This is a genomic window from Paracoccus solventivorans, assembly GCF_900142875.1.
In the GTDB taxonomy this organism is placed as follows: domain Bacteria; phylum Pseudomonadota; class Alphaproteobacteria; order Rhodobacterales; family Rhodobacteraceae; genus Paracoccus; species Paracoccus solventivorans.
Window position 1 is genome coordinate 1 of record NZ_FRCK01000003.1, and the last position, 15,958, is coordinate 15,958.

Below are 15,958 nucleotides of genomic sequence, written 5' to 3' on the forward strand. Positions count from 1 at the left end.
ACAACACGCAGCAACAGTCGCGGGGTAGAGCAGCCCGGTAGCTCGTCAGGCTCATAACCTGAAGGTCGTAGGTTCAAATCCTACCCCCGCAACCAACGATAATTGCGAAACCTCCAAAGCCCCGGCTGCGGAGGTTTTTGCATTTGTGCGCCCGGCCTTCCGCGAAGCCATCGAAGCCCCGAGCAGGTTGTCCAGCGCCTCGGCCTCCGCAAGGAAGTCGGGGTTTTTCTTGCCCGCCGCAAACCGCAGGATCGCACCGAGGTCGCCGCGCAGGACGATGGCTAGCTCGCCATTGTCGGGAACCAGCGTCACCTGATCGACCAGCGACCGAAAGGTCTCGGCAGCGCGACTACGACCGTCTTCATCTTGCAGATGTTCGTAGAGTTGGCCGATCCGCTGCGCATAGAGTGCCGCCATGTTCGGGTGCAGAAGGGGAGGCGGCTCGTCCGCGTTGGCCAGTTTCTCCGTCAGTTCAGCTTTGCGGGCTTCCAGCTTCTCGGACTTGTCCTTCAGCTTCGATAGCGGGAAGCCGTGCACGATCGCGTCGACGATCTTGTCCAACTCCTTGTCAACACGCTCCAGTTCCCGTTTCCAACCCTCCAGATCGGCGCCGCGCTCGATGCGCAGCCGATTCACCTCCCTGGTGAACTCGGTACAGAACTCCTTGAACAGCGCGGGATCCATCAGGTGCTTGCGTAGCCCGTTGAGGATCGACGCTTCCAGCGCATCGCGCCGGATGTTGAGCCGGTTGTTGCAGGTGCCCTTGTTGCGCGCCGTCGCGCAGCCGAGAAGATCCTTCGAGATCATCGTATAGCCGCCACCGCAGCAGCCGCATTTGACGAGGCCGGCGAAGAGATGCTTTGGGCGCCGCCGGTCGTTCAGGGGGTTTGGGCTGGTTTCGACCACATCGTAGGCAAGGCGGCTCTGCCTCGCCTTGACCGCATCCCAGATGTTTTGGTCTATGAGCCGCAGATCGGGCACCTCATGGACGACCCAATCGCTTTCCGGGTTCAGGCGGGATACGCGCCGACCGGTGTCGGGGTCCTTGATATAGCGCAGCCGGTTCCAGACCAGCTTGCCGATGTAAAGCTCGTTGTTCAGGATGCCGGTGCCGCGCTTCGGGTTGCCGTGGATCGTCGATGGCCCCCATTCACTGCCCTGTGGCCCTGCCACGCCTTCGTGGTTCAGCGACATGGCGATCGTGCGCGAGGACTTTCCGTCAAGATAATCGGCGAAGATGCGTCGCACGATCCCGGCCTCGGTCTCGTTGATGGTCCTATCGCCCCGGATGGCTTCCCCACGATCATCGAACTTCTTCACCACGTCATAACCGTAGCAGAGACCGCCGCCGGATTTGCCATCCTCGACGCGGCCGCGCAGCCCACGACGGGTCTTGTCGGCCAGATCCTTCAGGAACAGCGCGTTCATCGTGCCCTTCAACCCGACATGCAGATGGGTGATCTCGCCCTCGGACAGGGTGAACATCTTCACATCGGCATAGGTCATGCGCTTGAAGATGCCGGCGATATCCTCCTGGTCGCGCGATAGCCGGTCCATGGCCTCGGCCATGATCATGTCGAAACGGCCGCGCAGGGAATCGGAGATCAGGGCCTGGACGCCCGGTCGCAGGATCATGCTGGCGCCGGAGATGGCGTGATCGGTGTATTCCTCGACGACGGTCCAGCCTTCCTTTTCGGCGCGCAGACGGCACATACGCAACTGATCGGTGATCGAGGCATCGCGTTGGTTGTCGGACGAGTAGCGGGCGTAGAGCGCGACCTTCATGCGGGGGCCTCCTCAGTCGGGGAGGCGGTCACTTGGCATCCGGGCCGTCTCCTGTTGGACAAAATCGCGTGCAGCTTGTCGGGCGAGTTGCCGGACAAGATCGACGAGGCGGGGATCGGGCTTGCGGGCTTTGGCCACGCGCGCAACGGCCTCGTCGCTGGTCTGGGCGACCAGCCGAAGCTTCGTTGCGGTGGTTTGTCGTTGCCGTGCCATTCCCGTCCCGCTTCCTGAAGTACCTGCGCATAGATTACGCAGCAACTACGAACGGTTACAGAGAAGCGCCCGGCGGCGTCCGGGCAGGAATAGAGGGCAGGATCGGGCATGGGCGTAGTCCTGAGCAGCATAGCGTCGCGCAAATACTGGCGCGACGATGTGCGAATTTGCGGCTCGCGAGGGAGAAATGAGCGTCTGCTCGCACAGCGCGACGCTCCAGCCATGTCCTGCGGCGATGGTACGGCAGGGCAGCTCATAGTTCAACATTCATCCGGGTAAGATGTGCTGTTCGCGAGGCCATCGTCGAGCATCGGCTCATCCCATTTTCGTGCCGCTCCCAGCCAGCGATCGACGAAGGCCTGAAACTCTGGCTCGCCGAAGCGGACCTGAAACGTGTAGAGGCGATTGACGACCTGGCGCATCAGATCGCGCATCTCATCGTCGTCGAGCCGCGACACCTCTGTCCAGGGGATGTGCTGGCCGTCCGCGTCAACGACGAAAACATCGGAGAAATCCCCGGTCTTCGTTACCGGCACCCGCCCGGCATGAAGACCTTCCAGCATCGTGTTGCGCACGCAGATCATCGCCATCGCTTTGGCGCACATGGCTGCCATCTGCTCCTCTTCTTTCCGGCTCATGTGACCTCCGCGTAGCGTTTCACAGACCTGGGCAGGCCGAGGTTGAGTTGCCCTTGTTCCCTTCCGGGCCCATTGACAATAGCGTCACATGGAGAGACCGTATGCCTCTTGCGACCGAAAACACGGGTGCCAGGATGCGCTGCGGCGACGCTGACGCCGCCCCTTCCTCTTCTTCTGCACCCTAGTCAGGCCCGCGAAAGCCGCGCTTGCCGACCGCCTCAAGGACCTTGCGGTTGATCTTCTCGCGCGTCGCGCTCTGCGCCGGCGACAGCGCGCGCTTGGCCATCGTGTCCTGAAGGAAATTGTACTCCCAGGCCGTCAGCAAGCCCCGCTCGTTGAAGAACACGATGGCGTCGGCATTGAGGCTTTTGGTGATGTCCTTCCGGATGCGCTTGATGGCGGCGAAAATCAAATCCGAGCGTAAGCCCAGGAAGCGTTTGACGCAGCGGTTGCCGATCTTGGCCCGATGGCCGTTGACCCGGTTGGCGATAGTGCAGATTTCGATGATCGGGAAATGGCCGCAGAGGCATGTTTCAGGCTCGTTGGCCTCGGAGATGTCGACGAGGCTCCATTCCCTGCGCGCGACCTCCCAATCACCGGCCTCGCTGAGGGCGAGGATCGCGTCTCGCAATTGCTTGAAGTTATGCCCTTCACCCATGCCATGGCGGCGACCCGGCGATGCGGCAGCTGGCGCTGCGCGCGGGCAAGGTGCTGGACCGGCAGATCAGCGTCATCCTGCAGGGCGAGACCGGCACCGGCAAGGAATACGTCGCCCGCGCCATGCACGATGCCTCGCGCCGCCGCGGCTCCTTCGTCGCCATCAACTGCGCCGCCCTGCCCGAGGCGCTGATCGAAAGCGAGCTTTTCGGCTATGTCCCCAACGCCTTCACCGGCGCCCATACGCGCGGGAAAAAGGGCCTGATCCGCGAGGCGCATGGCGGCACGCTGTTCTTGGACGAGATCGGCGACATGCCCTTGGGCCTGCAGGCGCGGCTGCTGCGCGTGCTGTCCGAGCGCGAGGTGCTGCCGGTGGGCGCGACCCGGGCCGAGCCGGTCGATATCCGCGTGATCTCGGCCACGCATCGTGACTTGGCCGGCCTGGTGGCGCAGGGGCAGTTCCGGCAGGATCTGTTGTACCGACTGAACGGGCTGGTCCTTGAAATCCCGCCGGCGCGGGCGCGCGCCGATCTGGAATGGCTGATTGAACGCATCGCCGCCGCGACCGACGGCCAGCCCTGTTTCTCGCCCGAGGCGATGGCTCTGCTGCTGTGCTACGACTGGCCCGGGAACGTGCGCGAGATCATCAATCTGTGCGAGCTTGTTTCTGCGATGTACGATGGTGCTTGCGTCTTGCCCGACCATCTGCCGGGTGCGATAGCCGATCGAACCGCCACAACCCGACTGCCCGCAAGCACCGTATCCGAGGATGACCTGCTGCAACTACTCGTTGAACACGGCGGCAACGTTTCCGCTGCGGCCCGCGCGGCGAAGATCGACCGTTCGACATTCTATCGCCGCTTGCGCAAGTCGAAGATAGGAACCGTCGCTTGACCGGCTACTGGTCAGAAAGCCCCGCGCGGCGGCATCTGGCGATGGCGAAAGGCAGCAAGGGCGGGAGAGCAGGCATTCACGAGATCGGCCCAACCGAGTGGTTAGCGAGCAATGCTGCCACTCAGTTTATCCGCGGCAGTGTCGAGCACCTTGAAGTGTTGACACTGCATTTCCGCCACCTCACTCAACCGGCACGCCGGCGCCGCAGTTCTGACAGGCGAGGATCGGCCTCGGTCCTGCACGCGTCGGCGAGGGCCTCGAGAACCTCGTCGATGTTGTAAGGCCAGGCCGCGCGGGTCCTCAGGATGTAGAAGATGCCCGAGATCACCGCCCACTCCGCATCGCTCAAATCCTGCCTGCCTGTCATGCTCACTCCGGTTCCCAGAAGTGAATCACCGCAGAAGGAAACAGGGAATCCCGATCATGGGTTCACAGCCTAAGCGGTGGGTCCGGCGCCGCAGATGGCGGGGTTCGTGGCGCGGCCGGTGGTGGTGCTGACCATCTTCGTCCCTGCGCTGCCGCGCTGACGGGGGCTGCTTCAGGGAAGTGGGCGCGCGCCGCAGACGGCGCGAAATCGTAAAAATTGCAGCAGGCCTGCGCATCGGGATCGGGCATCCTTTGGGCATCAGGGAACACCCTCGCGCCACGGCCCGGCATCCGCAGAACACCAGCCCGGCCGCATAACATTGACGCAGGGACCAGCCGGGCGAGGCTGATGGCGGGGCTTTTGGCGCAGCCATGACTGCTTAAGCCGTTGACTCTAACCAAGCAGCGGCGACGAAATCGGCCCGATCGGCTCCCGGCCGCAGAAAAGAACAATTCACAACCTGCGGGTGCGCAGTGCTTGCGCCAGGAAACGAGTGTGTTTACCAGTTCCTGTAAAGTTATGACTAATTGTTCTTGCAAGTAGGGTATCCCCCGAACGGGACACGATGACCGTGCAAGCGCGCAGCTTCCGCTGGACCCAGCAGGGCGGGAAAGGAAGCCTGCAGCGCACCGGTGATGTGGTGGTCAGTCCGCCAGCCGTGCGACTGCCGCCGGGGGCGACGAAGATCATCCGGGTGGTCCGCACCAGCAAGGCGCCGGTTCGCGGTGAGGAAGCCTATCGCATCATCATCAACGAGGTCCCGGACCAGGCCCTCCGGCGCGGCGGTGCCGTGAACTTTGCGACCGAATTGCGCATCCCGGTGTTCTTCTCGGGGCGGGGCACAAGCAATCCTGCGGTGGCGTGGTCGCTGCGTAACGCCGGCAATGCGACCTATCTAGTGGCGCAGAACCAGAGGTTGGCCGCAACACTTGAAACTTCTGGAAAGCGAGGAAGGACCAGTATTGTGAAGAAATCACGTTGCCGCCCGCTATGGATTACACTGGTGTCCGTCGCTTTCATGCATCTGCCATGCTCCGCATCAGCTGATGAAGCGGAGTTTTCCGAAAGGGCAAACCGAACCTGCCGCCAGATCATCGATACCAGACCCGATCAGGTTATCGGCAAAGGGCGGATGGCGAGCGCCGAAGTCGTCGCGGCGTCCCTCAAACGAACAGAGCTGTCGGACGATGTGCGCCGTGCGCTGCATGACGACATCGCCGCTAGCCGAGCTGAATTCGGCCGGAGCTTTCGCGCCCTGGCAAAGCTTGTCTCCCCTGCCGAGCAGCAGGAAGACCGGGATATTTTCATAGCCTTCCTCGAAGCCCAGGTGGCGCTGCAGACCAACCGTCTGCAGTGGCTGGAGAACCGGACAAGCACGTTGATCCCGGCTTCCGAGTTCGGGCCCACCACCGAATTGGTCAACGACGCGATGCAGCGGCTGGGCTTTGCAGGGCGCGATTGCCAACTGATCGCCCAGGACGTGGACATTCCTGAAGATCGTCGGACCTTTGTCCGAAAGGCCGCAGCCGCCTGCACCGAAATCGTCGTTCGCCGATCCCAACAGGACCATGAGGGCAATCGTGACATTGTGCTGGCCGGGCTTGTGGATGCGCATCGCGGGGCCCTTGACCTGCCCAGACCCGAACTCGATGCCGCACTGAAGGCTGCCGAGGCCGAATGGCAGATGTCGTTCCAGCAGCTTTCCGACATTCCGGCGCAGCTTGCCCCGGATGGTGAAAGCTGGACGCGGTTCCTGCGGTTGTTCCAGCAGATGGCAGAGGTCCAGCGATCGCGTTTGCTGGTCCTGCACTCGGCCGACGAAGACCCGTCGGCGGCCTACAAGGCGGTTCGTTCCCCGATCATGGATGTTGAGCTGTTGGCACTTGGCCTTGAGAATACCGACTGCCGAAGCATTCATTTCTGATCGTCAACCGACGCCGCGGCCGGGCAAGGGCGGCAGATGGAGGCTGCCCGAGGTGTCGCGGATATCGCGGAGGATGGCCTCGGGGGCCACTTCGCCTGTGCCGAGATCATGGCGCAGCCGCACCGCGATATCCGTCTTGCAGGGTCCCTGACCCTTCTGCGCGGTGCTGCAGGCAAGGATATAGCTGCGGATCACGTCCAGCCGCTGCGGGTCCAGACGCGCGCCGGTGGCAAAGGCGAGCTTCGGAACATGTCCGCCGGCGGGATCGTCCGAAAGCGCCCCTTCGGCAGCATCGACAAGCTGGTTCCGGACTTTCTTGGCGGACAGGAAGGCGGGGTGAACCCTCAGGTTTTCGGCAGAAATGCGGTCCGTCTCCGGTCCGATCCCGGTCAGAAAGCTGATGTCATCGCTTGGCGTCCTGGCCAGCGTCGTCTCGAAGGTCAGCAGGGCAGGGGGACGGGCTGTCTCGCCCGGTTTCGGCAGCAGGATGCGCAGCTTCAGGCTGCGCTGCTCGGGTGTGGCGTGGGGGGGAGGGCGGATCGGAACGCCGCGATGCAGGGTGTCAGGCGGTCCAGTGCGGGTTGCTGATCCTGCACGGCAAGGTCCAGCTCGACGACCGTGGTGAATCCGGTCCCGGCCTGCGCGTCCTGAACCGCAAGCGGCACGATACCGCACCGGGGGAAGGCTGCGTTCAACGCCCTCAGCTTGACCCCTGCGGAAACGCCGGCTGCATAGGCGCGGTGCAGGCGGTCCTCGCAGGGCGACGCCGGACGGCAGCGCGAGGCATCGCGGTCGACGCCAAAGCGGATCCGCGTGAACGGATCGCCCCTGATCGCGAAAACGACGTCGTAATGGTCCTTTTGCAGATGCGCGCCGACCAGCTCCAGCTGGCCGGGATAGGTCGTTTCGACCAGTGCGGTCGCGGCCTCGACGGCCGCCTGTCGATCCGCACAGGCAGAGAGAAGGGCACAGAGCCACAGCGCGAGGAGCCAGCGTCCGGCAAGGGCGAAAACCTTTCCCTTCGGGCCAGCGAGCATCCCTCAGTCCCCGGTGCCGATACGCAGCGCGGGCAGGTTCCCTGCCATCAATGCATGGGTGGCCTGGTTGAAGGGCCGGGGCGTGTCGTCGTGCCCGGCTATGCGCAGGATCGCCGCGCAACCGGATGGTTGGCTCTCGGCGACGCTTGCCTCGGCAAGATCCTCGGCCGTGCCGTCCATTTCCCGCCACAGGTTCGCCGCGCCGTCCACTGCCGCCTGCGCATCGGTGCAGTCTGCATAGGCGAAGGCAACGACCAGGGCGGGACCCTCGGAGGTTTCCAGATCGGCCAGTGCTGCACCCTGCCAAAGAGGCAGCCCGCTGGAAGCCCCGGCGGCGGCCTGTTCCAGGGCAGCGCGGGCTTCGTCCGGGTTCTTTCCGGCAAGGGTCGCGGGATCGATGCCGCCGCCCAGCCCGTGCCACGGGTTGAGGAACGCCGCCTGCAGCACCGCGCCCTCTTCTGCTTCCAGCGCATCCAGAAGGATCCTGCCGGCCAGCGTGTCCAGAGCCGAGGGCCCGCCCGCCAGAAGCGGCTCCAGCGCCGCGGCGTCGCCCGCTTGCAGCAGGGCCGGGCCTGAAAGCCCCACGACCGATGCCTGCCCCATCGGGCCGCGCCATGGGTCGGCGGGATCGCGCGTGGCCAGATCGACGATGCCCGGCTCTCCATTCGCGATCATCTTCGACGGCAGTTCGGTGAAGCCGCGTCCCGAGAGGCCGGAGAACGCCGTCGTCGCAGCTTCCGCGTCCGCAAAGCCCCAGACCGAGACCGCGCCCGGCGGTTGCCCGATGCCGGCAACGAAAGCCAACGTGGCGCTGTCGATCCCGGATTTTTCGGCAAAGCTTTCCGGGGAGCCGAGGGCAAGCGCCTCCGCCGGGCGGATGCCGCCCCCCAGCAGGGCGCGAGAAAGGGCCTCGCGCCCCAGCGCGCCACCATGGGCTTCAGCGATGGCGGACAGATCCAGATACCGCGCGACATCCGGCGTGAGGTCGGAAAACACCGTGTCGGGAAGGACCGACAGCACCGCATGCAGGTTCGAGTCTTCGGCCACTACCGGGGTGCCGACAACAAGGGCAAGCGCCAGCGCGGGGGCGAGTCGGTTCATCATCTTTTCCTTCATCCGGGTTGAGAGGATAAGTCGGGGCAAGTCACGTCGTAATCCGCCACGAGGGGTCCTGCCGGCAGGTTCATGTCGCCGAAGGTCAGGACCGAGGCGGTGGCTGAACCCTGAACGAACGACAGGGTGCAAAAGACGAAGCCGGTCCCGGAACAATGCTCGACCCCGGTAAAGCCGTTGGCCACAAGCTCGGCCGCGATAGGGTCCGAAGGTGGCGCAGGTCCGGCCGGTTCCCAGCCATGGTCGGCCAGCAGGATGTTCGCATCGCCAAGGGTCAGGCCATGGATCAGCGGCATCCGCAGCGCTCCGCCGCAAAAGATGTCGAAGGGCGGCAGCGGGACGATTGCGGGGACATTTTCTGCCAGCATGATGTCGGCCACGGGCCGGGACAGCATCGCGCCGTCCCAGATGCGCAAGCGGTCGCCGCTGCGGCGCAGATGCGCTATCGCGGTACCGCCCGGTTGCGAATCTTCCACAAGGGCCAGCAGCTCCGCGCCGTCGAAGATGCCGACGCGCCCACCGCTCAGGACGCAGGCGCCGCTGGTCATTGTCCGTGATCCGGCGACGAAGCTGACCGCTGTCAGTGCGCCGAGTGGCGCTTCATCGGTAACCGCCCAACCCGCACCACCAACCACCTGCCCCGCGGCCGTCCGGGGCTCAACCCCATGATGCCGACACAAGCCCAGGTCGATCGGGACATCGGCCTGCGGCAGCTCTGTCCCAGGTTTGAGGGTGATGTCTGTCGCCGCCGGTTGCGCCGCGGCCGGCACGCCGCAGAGTGCGGCAACAATCATCGTCCGTCGGATCGGACAACGGGACAGATGGCTTACACCCATGAAGGCCTCCTTTCTGCCCTTGGGACGACGGCCGCGGGCTGGATCTTGGCGAAGGTTCGCCGTGTTACCCGCCTTCGGCACGTTCTTCGCTTTGCTTGCGCCTCTCTCTGTGATCCTGTGCATATGTGACGATGAATTGTGGCGGCTCGGTTCGGCAGGCATACAGGTTGCGCGATATTCGGTCCGAGATGGAAGAACAGGCGCTGCTGGCGCGCGTGCGCGCCGGCGATGCCGCGGCGTTCGAGGCTCTGGTCGCGACCCATTACCGCTATGTCTTCCGCATCGCCTATCGCTGGCTCGGGCATGAAAGCGATGCCGAGGACGTGACCCAGACCGTCTGCATGCGGCTGCCGCAGGCGATCCGCAGCTTCGACGGCCGCGCCGCCTTCACCAGCTGGCTTTACAAGGTCACGCTGAATGCGGTGCGCGATCTTCAGCGCAGCCAGCAGCGCCGCACCCGGCTGGCCGATGCCGTCGCCGTGGTGGCCGAGGACAGCCACCCCCCGGATCAGGAGGACGCTTTGCGTGTCGCCGACATCTGGCGGGCGGTGCTTGCGCTGCCCGACAAGCAGCGCGATGCGGTGATGCTGGTCCATGCCGAGGGGTTGAGCCAAGCCGAGGCCGCGCAGATCATGGGCTGCAAGGAGGTGACCGTGGCCTGGCATATCCACAAGGCGCGCAAGACGCTGCGGGGGGTGCTGTGACAAGCCGGCTGTCCGATCCGCTTGACCTGCTGCGCCGGCTCCCCACGCCCGAGCCGGACCCGGCGCGGATGCAGGCCACCATCGCCGCGGCGCAGGCGCGCCTTGCCGATCCTCCGCCCGCGCCGCCGCCGGCACCGCGCCGCCTTGGGTGGCGGCTCTGGCTGGCCCCCGCGGCAGGGGCGCTGGCGGCGCTGGCCGCGGTGGCGTTGCTGATGCCGCAGCCTGACGCGCCGCAGCTGGCCGACGGCGCCCCTTCGGCCGAGGGGCGCGGCCCCGCGCGCGAAACCGTCGAGGCGCCCGACCGGCTGGCCGAGGCGCCCCCGGTCTGGGACGGCGCATCCGACCCTGCCGCGCCACCGGGCCGGGTTCTGGGAGCCCGCCCGCCGCAACCAGCGTCCCCGGCCGACCACGGGCCTTTGGCCGTCGCGCAGCGCCATGATTTCGAGGGGTTCCAGCTTGTCTTGCGCGAGGGCGGCGATGGCGTCACCCTGTCCTTCCAGCGCGACGGGGTCGAGCAGGCGTTCGACCGCCGCAGCCTCGATCCCGGCGTGGAGTTCGCATTGCTGGACGCCTTCCTGCTGGCGCCCCCGGACGGACCGGAGCTGCTGCTTCTGCAAAGCCGTCTCGGGGATGCGACGAACTGGGACGTGTTCACGGTCCGCCCCGGCGGCATCCGGCTGTCAGCCGAACTGTCGCGGCGGGTCCATGACGCGCCCGACCGGGCTGCCGTGGCCGGCCGGCTGGCCGCCCCCGACTAAGCGCCCAAGGTCCGGGCCGCACCCCGCGTCCCATGGGGGAACGATGATTTCGGGAAAGGAACCGCCATGTTCCGCAGCATCCTTGCCGCCGCGCTGGTCCTGTCTGCCTCTGCCGTGCAGGCACTGTCGATCGAGCCCCTGCCGGTCCCGGCGGACGGCGAACAGTTCTGGGGCCTCGGCACCACGGGAATATATTGCGTCAAGGCACCCTGCCCGTGGCGCGGGGTGTTCCGCATCCACCCCGACGGCACCCGCGACCGCCCGCTGTCCGGCCACGACCTGACCATGCCGCCCCCTCTGCGCGCCGGCGACGCCGACCGCGCCCGCATCGAGGATGCCTTTGCCCGCAGCGGCTGCGTGGTGGCCGAGGGGCATTTCGACGGCGAGACGCTGGTGGTCCTGCGCATTGCCGGGGAATGCCGCCACTGGTTCCCCAAGCGGCCCGCGGAATGAAACGCGCGCTGCTGCTGGCCGTGCTGCTGCTGGGGGCCGCGGGCGCGGGTCTTGCCCTGTCCGGCTCCTGCGGGCGGGCCGGGCGGGTCATGGGGGAAAGCGGCTGTCTTGCAGCCTTTTCCCTGCGTGATCTGGTGGTGACGGGGGACACGCTGGCAACCGATGCGCAGGGCCGGCTGGTCGTCGGCGGCATCGACTATCGCCCCGGACGCCGCAACCGGCTGCAGGCGCAAATGGTCGTGGCCACGCTCGACCCCGCGACAGGGGCCGAGATCGCCCGCGCCGATCTGGGGACGCAGGGCCGCCCCGAGCAGTTGCGCCTGTCGCCCGACGGCACGGCCATGGCGATCAGCTGCAACGCGCTTTACACCTGCGACCTGCCGGGCGGCAGCCAGCCGCGCGAAACCCGCGTGATGCTGTTCGACCGCGACGGCGAACGGCACTGGTTCGCCGGGATCGAGCACCGCCACGCGCCCCCCGATGCCGATGGCCGGGCCTTTGATTTGGGGTTTTCGCCCTCCGGCAATGTGGTCTTTGCGCATGTCGCCTTCGACGCGGCCTCGGGTCAGGTAATCCTGACCCGGCAGCAGCCGCTGCCTGACCCAAACGCCCGCCTGCCCGCGGGCGCCGAGATCCGGCCGGGCGCCACGCGGCTGGCGCTGGACCTGCCCGATGACTTTATCCCCTTTCTGCGGCTGGACAGCGCCCGCTCGCCCGATGGGGACCGCATTGCCATCCTCGCGCGCCGCTTTTCCGGGCCGGGCAAGCTCCGGGCCGCGATTCGCATCCACGACATCGCCAGCGGACGGCTGCTGGCTGCGCATGACATCGCCCGCGAGCTTGCCCCGGCGATCCTGTGGCATCCGCAGCGCGATGCGGTGATCGTGGCGCTGGCCGGAAAGCCCGCGGCCGGAGCCGATAGTCAGCTGCGGCTTTACGCGGCGGGGGCAGGGGAATGAGGCGGGGTCGGCTGATCGCCGCGGCGGTGGCCGCGCTGGCGCTGGTCGGGGCGGGGGGATTGGCGGCGTGGCACGGGTCGCGGACCTGCGGCTGGATCGACCGTGCGCTGGGGCGCTCGGGCTGCCTTGGCACCGTGGGGTTCGAGGGCGTGGCGCCATCGCGCAACAGCATTGCGCAAGCCTTGGGCGACGGTCGCGTGGTGATGGCGGTCGAGATGCGCACCCCCGATGGCTGGCGCCCGGGGCTGCTGGTCTTTGACCCCGGAACCGGCGCGGAAGGCGGGCGTTATCCGCTGCCGCTGCGCGGCGGGGTCGCGCGGCTGTTCCTGTCGCCTGATGGCACCCGCCTGCTGATCGCCTGCGGCGTGATCCGGCAATCCTGCACGGAATCGGGCGGCGATGCGGTCGTCACCCAGCGTGACGACCTGCGCGTGTTCGCCGATGTCCCGGTGGAGGGCCGCTCTCTGACCGCCTATCCCGGCACGCTCACGCCGCCCGAGGGATACGGTTTCGAGGCCGTCTTTGCTGCGCGAGGGAGCCGCATCCTGACCGGCGGCAGCACGAGGCCGCTGGTCCTGCTGGACGCCGACGGCAGCCGGATCGCGGAACTGGCCAGGCGCGATATGTCCGCCTTTCCAGCGGCGGTCTCGGCCAGCGGCATCATCGCGCGGGGGGAGCCCGGCGCCTCGGAGCGGGGCGGCGACCGCCTGCGGTTCTGGGATGTCCAGGGCGGGGCCGAACTGGGCCAGATCGAGGGCGGCGCCGGCTGGCAGCTGCGCGCCCCGCCCTTCTGGTCGGAGGACGGCGCGTCGCTGTTCGTCCCCCGCAGCCAGCGCGGCGCGATGCTGCTGGACCGGTTCCGCGCGCCCTGAGCGCCCCGCCGCCGATTGCCCGCCGGGCTATTTGTCGTCGCGCCAATAGACGCGGCCGTCGATGATCAGGTCGTCGGGCGCGGCGGGGTCGCCGTTCTCCAGCCGGGCCGCGAAATGGCGCTCTTCGCCCTTGGGGCCGGTCAGGATCAGCGCGTAGCCCTGGAAGCGATAGGCGGAGCGGGTCTGTTGCTCGGGGGTCAGGGACGAGGTGATGAAGCTGGTCCCGACCCGGCCGCCGACGAAACTGTCGCTGCTGTGCAGCAGGGTGCCATCTGCGGCAAAGTCGAAGCTGCGGTCGCGCCGAAGCCCGCCAATGGCAATGTCGGTCATCGCCCAGCGGCCGGAAATGGTCCCGCCTTCGGGCATCGGCAGCAGTCGTTCCGCGCCTGCCAGCTCCAGCGTCGTGCCGTCCGCCGCGGTCAGCACCACATCCTTGCCGTGCTCGGCCCAGGTGAACCAGCGTCCGGGTTCGCGCGCCCGCGACATGTCCAGCGCCAGATCGCCGAAGGGAACCGGCCAGTCGTGGCGCATGGCGGTGCCGTCGCGCAGCAGCACCCAGATATCCTCTTGCCGGTCCAGATAGCCGTTGCCCGCACCGTCCAGCCGGGTCGAGAACTCGGCGGTGTAAAGCACCCGGTCGACATCGGCGGACCCGATCCGCGGTCCCGGTGCGGCCAGCAGCTCGGCCAGCTCGGGCGGGCGCGGTTCCAACTCCACCGGGCCGGCGTCGGCCAGCGGCAGGCCCGCCGCGGCCGCGTCGAGGATGCGGCAGTCGCGCAAGCTGATCATGCCGCCGGGGGCGTCGTCGCGGACCCAGTAGACCTTGCCGGTCAGCACCGCTGTGCTGTCCACGAGCTCAGCCATCCGCTGCTGGCCGTCCTTGTCGGCAAAGCGGCGGCAACTGGCGGCAAAGCTGGATTGCCGGTCGCCGCGCCATTCGCGCAACTCGCTGTCCGAGATCACGCGGCCACGGAACGCCAGCCGCCCCTGTGGTTCGAGCAGCGCCAGCAGATGCTCCTCGCGCGCCTCGCGCAGGGCGCGGTCGGACTGCGCGCCGGGGGCCGAGGCAATTTCCGCCATCGCGGCGCTGGCCCAGGCCGAGAATTGCGCCAGCGGCTGGACCGCCGCGGCCAGCCCCGGTTCGATCCGGGGCGGCATGGGGTCGGCGGGGCGGACGCCCAGTTCGCGGGCGATCCGCCGGGTTTCACGCAGGGCCGGGCGCAGCGCGAATTCGTCGGATTTCAGCCGTTCGGGCAGGCCGGCGCAAAGCTGCGGCTTGACGGCGATCTGCTGCGCCACGGCCGCGTCGATCTGGGCAAGGGCGGCGTCGGTCTGTTCCGCCAGCCCCGGCGCCGCGTCCTTGAGCGCGGCCGTGAGCGCGTCATAGCCTGCCGCGTCGTTGCGATGCGACCAGCCGGCCAGCGCATCCCGCAGCGCCACCCGGTCTGCATCGGGACGCCCCGCGCAATGCCGCGCATGGGCGCGGGCGCTTTCGGCGCGGCTGAACAGATCGGTGACGGAATCACTCAGTTCGGCCAGCGGGTCGGCATGGGCGGCGCCGGCCAGCCCCAGGGCAGCCAGCACGCAGAACAGGTGGGGGGCAGTGCGCATCCGCCGCTCCTGCGTTTCGTCGGGCTATTGCCCGGAATATTTCGCCCGCATCTTGCGGCCGGTCTCGATGCCCAGCCGCCGCGACTCTTCGGCCAGCCAGCGGTCGGCCGAAGCCTTGCCGTCGCGCTCGACCCGCATCCGGTAGCGGGGGGCAAGCTGGCGCTTGTGCTCTTCCATGATCCTTGCGCCCTCGGCCCGGGCGCGGGCTTCGGCCTGGGGGGACATCTTGCCGGACTTGGGCTTGGATGCAGGGGACTTTCCGGCTCTGCCCGGGCTGGCGTTCTGTTGCTGGTGCAGCCTCAAGTTGTGTTCCCGCATCGTGTCGAGGTGGATGCCCAGATAATCCTGCGCCGCTGCCGGGCCGGCGGCCGCCATGGCGCCCAGCAGGATTAGGGCGAAACGGGATTTTCCAGTCTTGTTCCCCAGTAACGTCATAAGCAGGGACCTTTCATTGAGCGCCGCAAGCAGGCGGGTTGGAACATGCGTCGATACCGGTGCCGGAGCAGCTGCAGGGCGAGGGGCGGCGTGCATCCTCAGCCCCCCGGTTGCGGCAGAGGTGCCTCGGCCAGCGCCCTGATCTGCGTCGGGCGCAGCGTGGACAACCCCTGCAGGAAGGTCTTGGCGGCCTCGTTTCCATAAGCCCGGTGGCTGACGCCGAACAGCATCACCCCGGGCCCGCCCGCGGCCTCGGCCAGCGGCGCATAGCGATAGGCGTTCCATTCGACGATATATTCGCCCGCCTCGTCCTTGCTGCTGACGATGAAATCCAGCAACGCCTCGCCCGTGGCCTCGTTCTGGACGATATCCATGTTGACCAGCGGGTCCGTGGCCTTGCGTTGGGTCAGTATCTCTGCCTGCGCCCGCACCGCATCCATCACCCCGATGTCGCCCGCCACCGTTTCCACCAGCAGCATCCGGTTGTAGCTGTCCGGGGTTTCGCCCGGCGGCAGGTATTCCTGCTTGGTATGGTTTTCCGCCGGGCGCGCGGACCAGGCCAGCGCATAGCTGTCGCCGGCCAGCGCGATCGGACCGGGCAGGCCCAGATGATCGGTCGTCTGCGCCTGCACGGGCGCCAGCCAGAGCGCGGCGGCAAGCGCGGGGACAAGGCGTCGCAGCGGTGCGGAAATGGTCATGGGA

Annotated in this window: 19 protein-coding genes and 1 tRNA gene; 9 read left to right on the forward strand and 11 right to left on the reverse strand. The window is 67.1% G+C overall.

All coding sequences use genetic code 11. From position 1 onward, the window contains the following. Positions 1-18: 18 nt before the first annotated feature. Positions 19-95: transfer RNA gene (locus BUB57_RS05810), tRNA-Met, on the forward strand. Here the strand turns inward: BUB57_RS05810 and BUB57_RS05815 are convergent. Continuing rightward, complete coding sequence (locus BUB57_RS05815) at positions 52-1,731, reverse strand: recombinase family protein (protein WP_234952014.1); 1,680 nt, start codon at positions 1,729-1,731, stop codon at positions 52-54. The two genes, BUB57_RS05810 and BUB57_RS05815, sit on opposite strands and share 44 nt — an antisense overlap. Between BUB57_RS05815 and BUB57_RS17065 the strand changes: the two genes are divergently transcribed. After that, positions 1,654-2,016, forward strand: coding sequence for a hypothetical protein (locus tag BUB57_RS17065; RefSeq protein WP_234951995.1), 363 nt, complete (start codon positions 1,654-1,656; stop codon positions 2,014-2,016). The genes BUB57_RS05815 and BUB57_RS17065 overlap by 78 nt on opposite strands. Positions 2,017-2,258: 242 nt before the next feature. On the opposite strand, the gene BUB57_RS05825 is transcribed toward BUB57_RS17065, so the two are convergent. Together BUB57_RS05825 and BUB57_RS05830 are read right to left on the reverse strand one after the other, a co-directional pair. Continuing rightward, positions 2,259-2,636 carry a hypothetical protein gene (locus BUB57_RS05825; RefSeq protein ID WP_073063733.1) on the reverse strand — a complete coding sequence of 126 codons (378 nt, stop codon included), beginning with the start codon at positions 2,634-2,636 and terminating at the stop codon, positions 2,259-2,261. Between the two features lie 181 nt (positions 2,637-2,817). After that, positions 2,818-3,294, reverse strand: coding sequence for a hypothetical protein (locus tag BUB57_RS05830; protein WP_073063736.1), 477 nt, complete (start codon positions 3,292-3,294; stop codon positions 2,818-2,820). A gap of 20 nt (positions 3,295-3,314) precedes the next feature. Between BUB57_RS05830 and BUB57_RS17365 the strand changes: the two genes are divergently transcribed. Next, the gene (locus BUB57_RS17365) at positions 3,315-4,187 is read left to right on the forward strand and encodes a sigma-54 interaction domain-containing protein (RefSeq protein ID WP_407670325.1); all 873 of its coding nucleotides are present in this window, start codon (positions 3,315-3,317) and stop codon (positions 4,185-4,187) included. A gap of 184 nt (positions 4,188-4,371) precedes the next feature. On the opposite strand, the gene BUB57_RS05840 is transcribed toward BUB57_RS17365, so the two are convergent. Further along, positions 4,372-4,554, reverse strand: a complete 183-nt coding sequence (locus BUB57_RS05840; protein WP_073063740.1) for a hypothetical protein — start codon at positions 4,552-4,554, stop codon at positions 4,372-4,374. Between the two features lie 565 nt (positions 4,555-5,119). Between BUB57_RS05840 and BUB57_RS05845 the strand changes: the two genes are divergently transcribed. Continuing rightward, on the forward strand, positions 5,120-6,478 hold the full coding sequence (locus BUB57_RS05845; protein WP_073063743.1) for a fimbrial biogenesis chaperone: 1,359 nt from the start codon (positions 5,120-5,122) through the stop codon (positions 6,476-6,478). 3 nt (positions 6,479-6,481) lie between these two features. Here the strand turns inward: BUB57_RS05845 and BUB57_RS05850 are convergent, their stop codons facing one another. The 4 genes from BUB57_RS05850 to BUB57_RS05865 all read right to left on the reverse strand — a co-directional run bounded on the left by BUB57_RS05850 (position 6,482) and on the right by BUB57_RS05865 (position 9,464). Then, positions 6,482-6,673 carry a hypothetical protein gene (locus BUB57_RS05850; RefSeq protein WP_073063746.1) on the reverse strand — a complete coding sequence of 64 codons (192 nt, stop codon included), beginning with the start codon at positions 6,671-6,673 and terminating at the stop codon, positions 6,482-6,484. 302 nt (positions 6,674-6,975) lie between these two features. Then, the gene (locus tag BUB57_RS05855) at positions 6,976-7,515 is read right to left on the reverse strand and encodes a hypothetical protein (RefSeq protein WP_073063749.1); all 540 of its coding nucleotides are present in this window, start codon (positions 7,513-7,515) and stop codon (positions 6,976-6,978) included. Positions 7,516-7,518: 3 nt separating this feature from the next. Continuing rightward, positions 7,519-8,562: a hypothetical protein gene (locus tag BUB57_RS05860; protein WP_143159637.1), complete on the reverse strand. Its 1,044-nt coding sequence runs from the start codon at positions 8,560-8,562 to the stop codon at positions 7,519-7,521. A gap of 65 nt (positions 8,563-8,627) precedes the next feature. Continuing rightward, positions 8,628-9,464, reverse strand: a complete 837-nt coding sequence (locus BUB57_RS05865) for a hypothetical protein (protein ID WP_143159638.1) — start codon at positions 9,462-9,464, stop codon at positions 8,628-8,630. A gap of 167 nt (positions 9,465-9,631) precedes the next feature. On the opposite strand from BUB57_RS05865, the gene BUB57_RS05870 reads away from it, so the two are divergent. The 5 genes from BUB57_RS05870 to BUB57_RS05890 all read left to right on the forward strand — a co-directional run bounded on the left by BUB57_RS05870 (position 9,632) and on the right by BUB57_RS05890 (position 13,210). Beyond that, positions 9,632-10,168 carry an RNA polymerase sigma factor gene (locus BUB57_RS05870; RefSeq protein ID WP_200796420.1) on the forward strand — a complete coding sequence of 179 codons (537 nt, stop codon included), beginning with the start codon at positions 9,632-9,634 and terminating at the stop codon, positions 10,166-10,168. Further along, entirely contained in the window at positions 10,165-10,926 is a 762-nt protein-coding gene (locus BUB57_RS05875; protein WP_073063760.1) for a hypothetical protein, read from the forward strand. Before BUB57_RS05870 ends, BUB57_RS05875 begins: the two co-directional genes overlap by 4 nt. A gap of 66 nt (positions 10,927-10,992) precedes the next feature. Then, positions 10,993-11,379, forward strand: coding sequence for a hypothetical protein (locus tag BUB57_RS05880; protein WP_073063763.1), 387 nt, complete (start codon positions 10,993-10,995; stop codon positions 11,377-11,379). Then, positions 11,376-12,338, forward strand: coding sequence for a hypothetical protein (locus BUB57_RS05885; RefSeq protein ID WP_073063766.1), 963 nt, complete (start codon positions 11,376-11,378; stop codon positions 12,336-12,338). Before BUB57_RS05880 ends, BUB57_RS05885 begins: the two co-directional genes overlap by 4 nt. Further along, positions 12,335-13,210, forward strand: coding sequence for a hypothetical protein (locus tag BUB57_RS05890; RefSeq protein ID WP_073063769.1), 876 nt, complete (start codon positions 12,335-12,337; stop codon positions 13,208-13,210). The genes BUB57_RS05885 and BUB57_RS05890 overlap by 4 nt, the downstream gene beginning before the upstream one ends. A gap of 27 nt (positions 13,211-13,237) precedes the next feature. On the opposite strand, the gene BUB57_RS05895 is transcribed toward BUB57_RS05890, so the two are convergent. From BUB57_RS05895 to BUB57_RS05905, 3 genes are all read right to left on the reverse strand, one after another. Next, positions 13,238-14,821, reverse strand: a complete 1,584-nt coding sequence (locus BUB57_RS05895; RefSeq protein ID WP_084731994.1) for a hypothetical protein — start codon at positions 14,819-14,821, stop codon at positions 13,238-13,240. A 24-nt stretch (positions 14,822-14,845) separates the two neighbouring features. Further along, positions 14,846-15,256, reverse strand: coding sequence for a hypothetical protein (locus BUB57_RS05900; RefSeq protein WP_143159639.1), 411 nt, complete (start codon positions 15,254-15,256; stop codon positions 14,846-14,848). Between the two features lie 98 nt (positions 15,257-15,354). Continuing rightward, on the reverse strand, positions 15,355-15,954 hold the full coding sequence (locus BUB57_RS05905; protein ID WP_073063775.1) for a hypothetical protein: 600 nt from the start codon (positions 15,952-15,954) through the stop codon (positions 15,355-15,357). Positions 15,955-15,958: the final 4 nt, after the last annotated feature.

Coding starts and splice junctions, on each gene's coding strand:
- BUB57_RS05855 (WP_073063749.1), bottom strand. CDS start 7,515: ATGCTCGCTGGCCCGAAGGGAAAGGTTTTCGCCCTTGCCGGACGCTGG.
- BUB57_RS17365 (WP_407670325.1), top strand. CDS start 3,315: ATGCGGCAGCTGGCGCTGCGCGCGGGCAAGGTGCTGGACCGGCAGATC.
- BUB57_RS05830 (WP_073063736.1), bottom strand. CDS start 3,294: ATGGGTGAAGGGCATAACTTCAAGCAATTGCGAGACGCGATCCTCGCC.
- BUB57_RS05905 (WP_073063775.1), bottom strand. CDS start 15,954: ATGACCATTTCCGCACCGCTGCGACGCCTTGTCCCCGCGCTTGCCGCC.
- BUB57_RS05845 (WP_073063743.1), top strand. CDS start 5,120: ATGACCGTGCAAGCGCGCAGCTTCCGCTGGACCCAGCAGGGCGGGAAA.
- BUB57_RS05890 (WP_073063769.1), top strand. CDS start 12,335: ATGAGGCGGGGTCGGCTGATCGCCGCGGCGGTGGCCGCGCTGGCGCTG.
- BUB57_RS05840 (WP_073063740.1), bottom strand. CDS start 4,554: ATGACAGGCAGGCAGGATTTGAGCGATGCGGAGTGGGCGGTGATCTCG.
- BUB57_RS05880 (WP_073063763.1), top strand. CDS start 10,993: ATGTTCCGCAGCATCCTTGCCGCCGCGCTGGTCCTGTCTGCCTCTGCC.
- BUB57_RS05900 (WP_143159639.1), bottom strand. CDS start 15,256: ATGACGTTACTGGGGAACAAGACTGGAAAATCCCGTTTCGCCCTAATC.
- BUB57_RS05895 (WP_084731994.1), bottom strand. CDS start 14,821: ATGCGCACTGCCCCCCACCTGTTCTGCGTGCTGGCTGCCCTGGGGCTG.
- BUB57_RS05825 (WP_073063733.1), bottom strand. CDS start 2,636: ATGAGCCGGAAAGAAGAGGAGCAGATGGCAGCCATGTGCGCCAAAGCG.
- BUB57_RS05865 (WP_143159638.1), bottom strand. CDS start 9,464: ATGGGTGTAAGCCATCTGTCCCGTTGTCCGATCCGACGGACGATGATT.
- BUB57_RS05885 (WP_073063766.1), top strand. CDS start 11,376: ATGAAACGCGCGCTGCTGCTGGCCGTGCTGCTGCTGGGGGCCGCGGGC.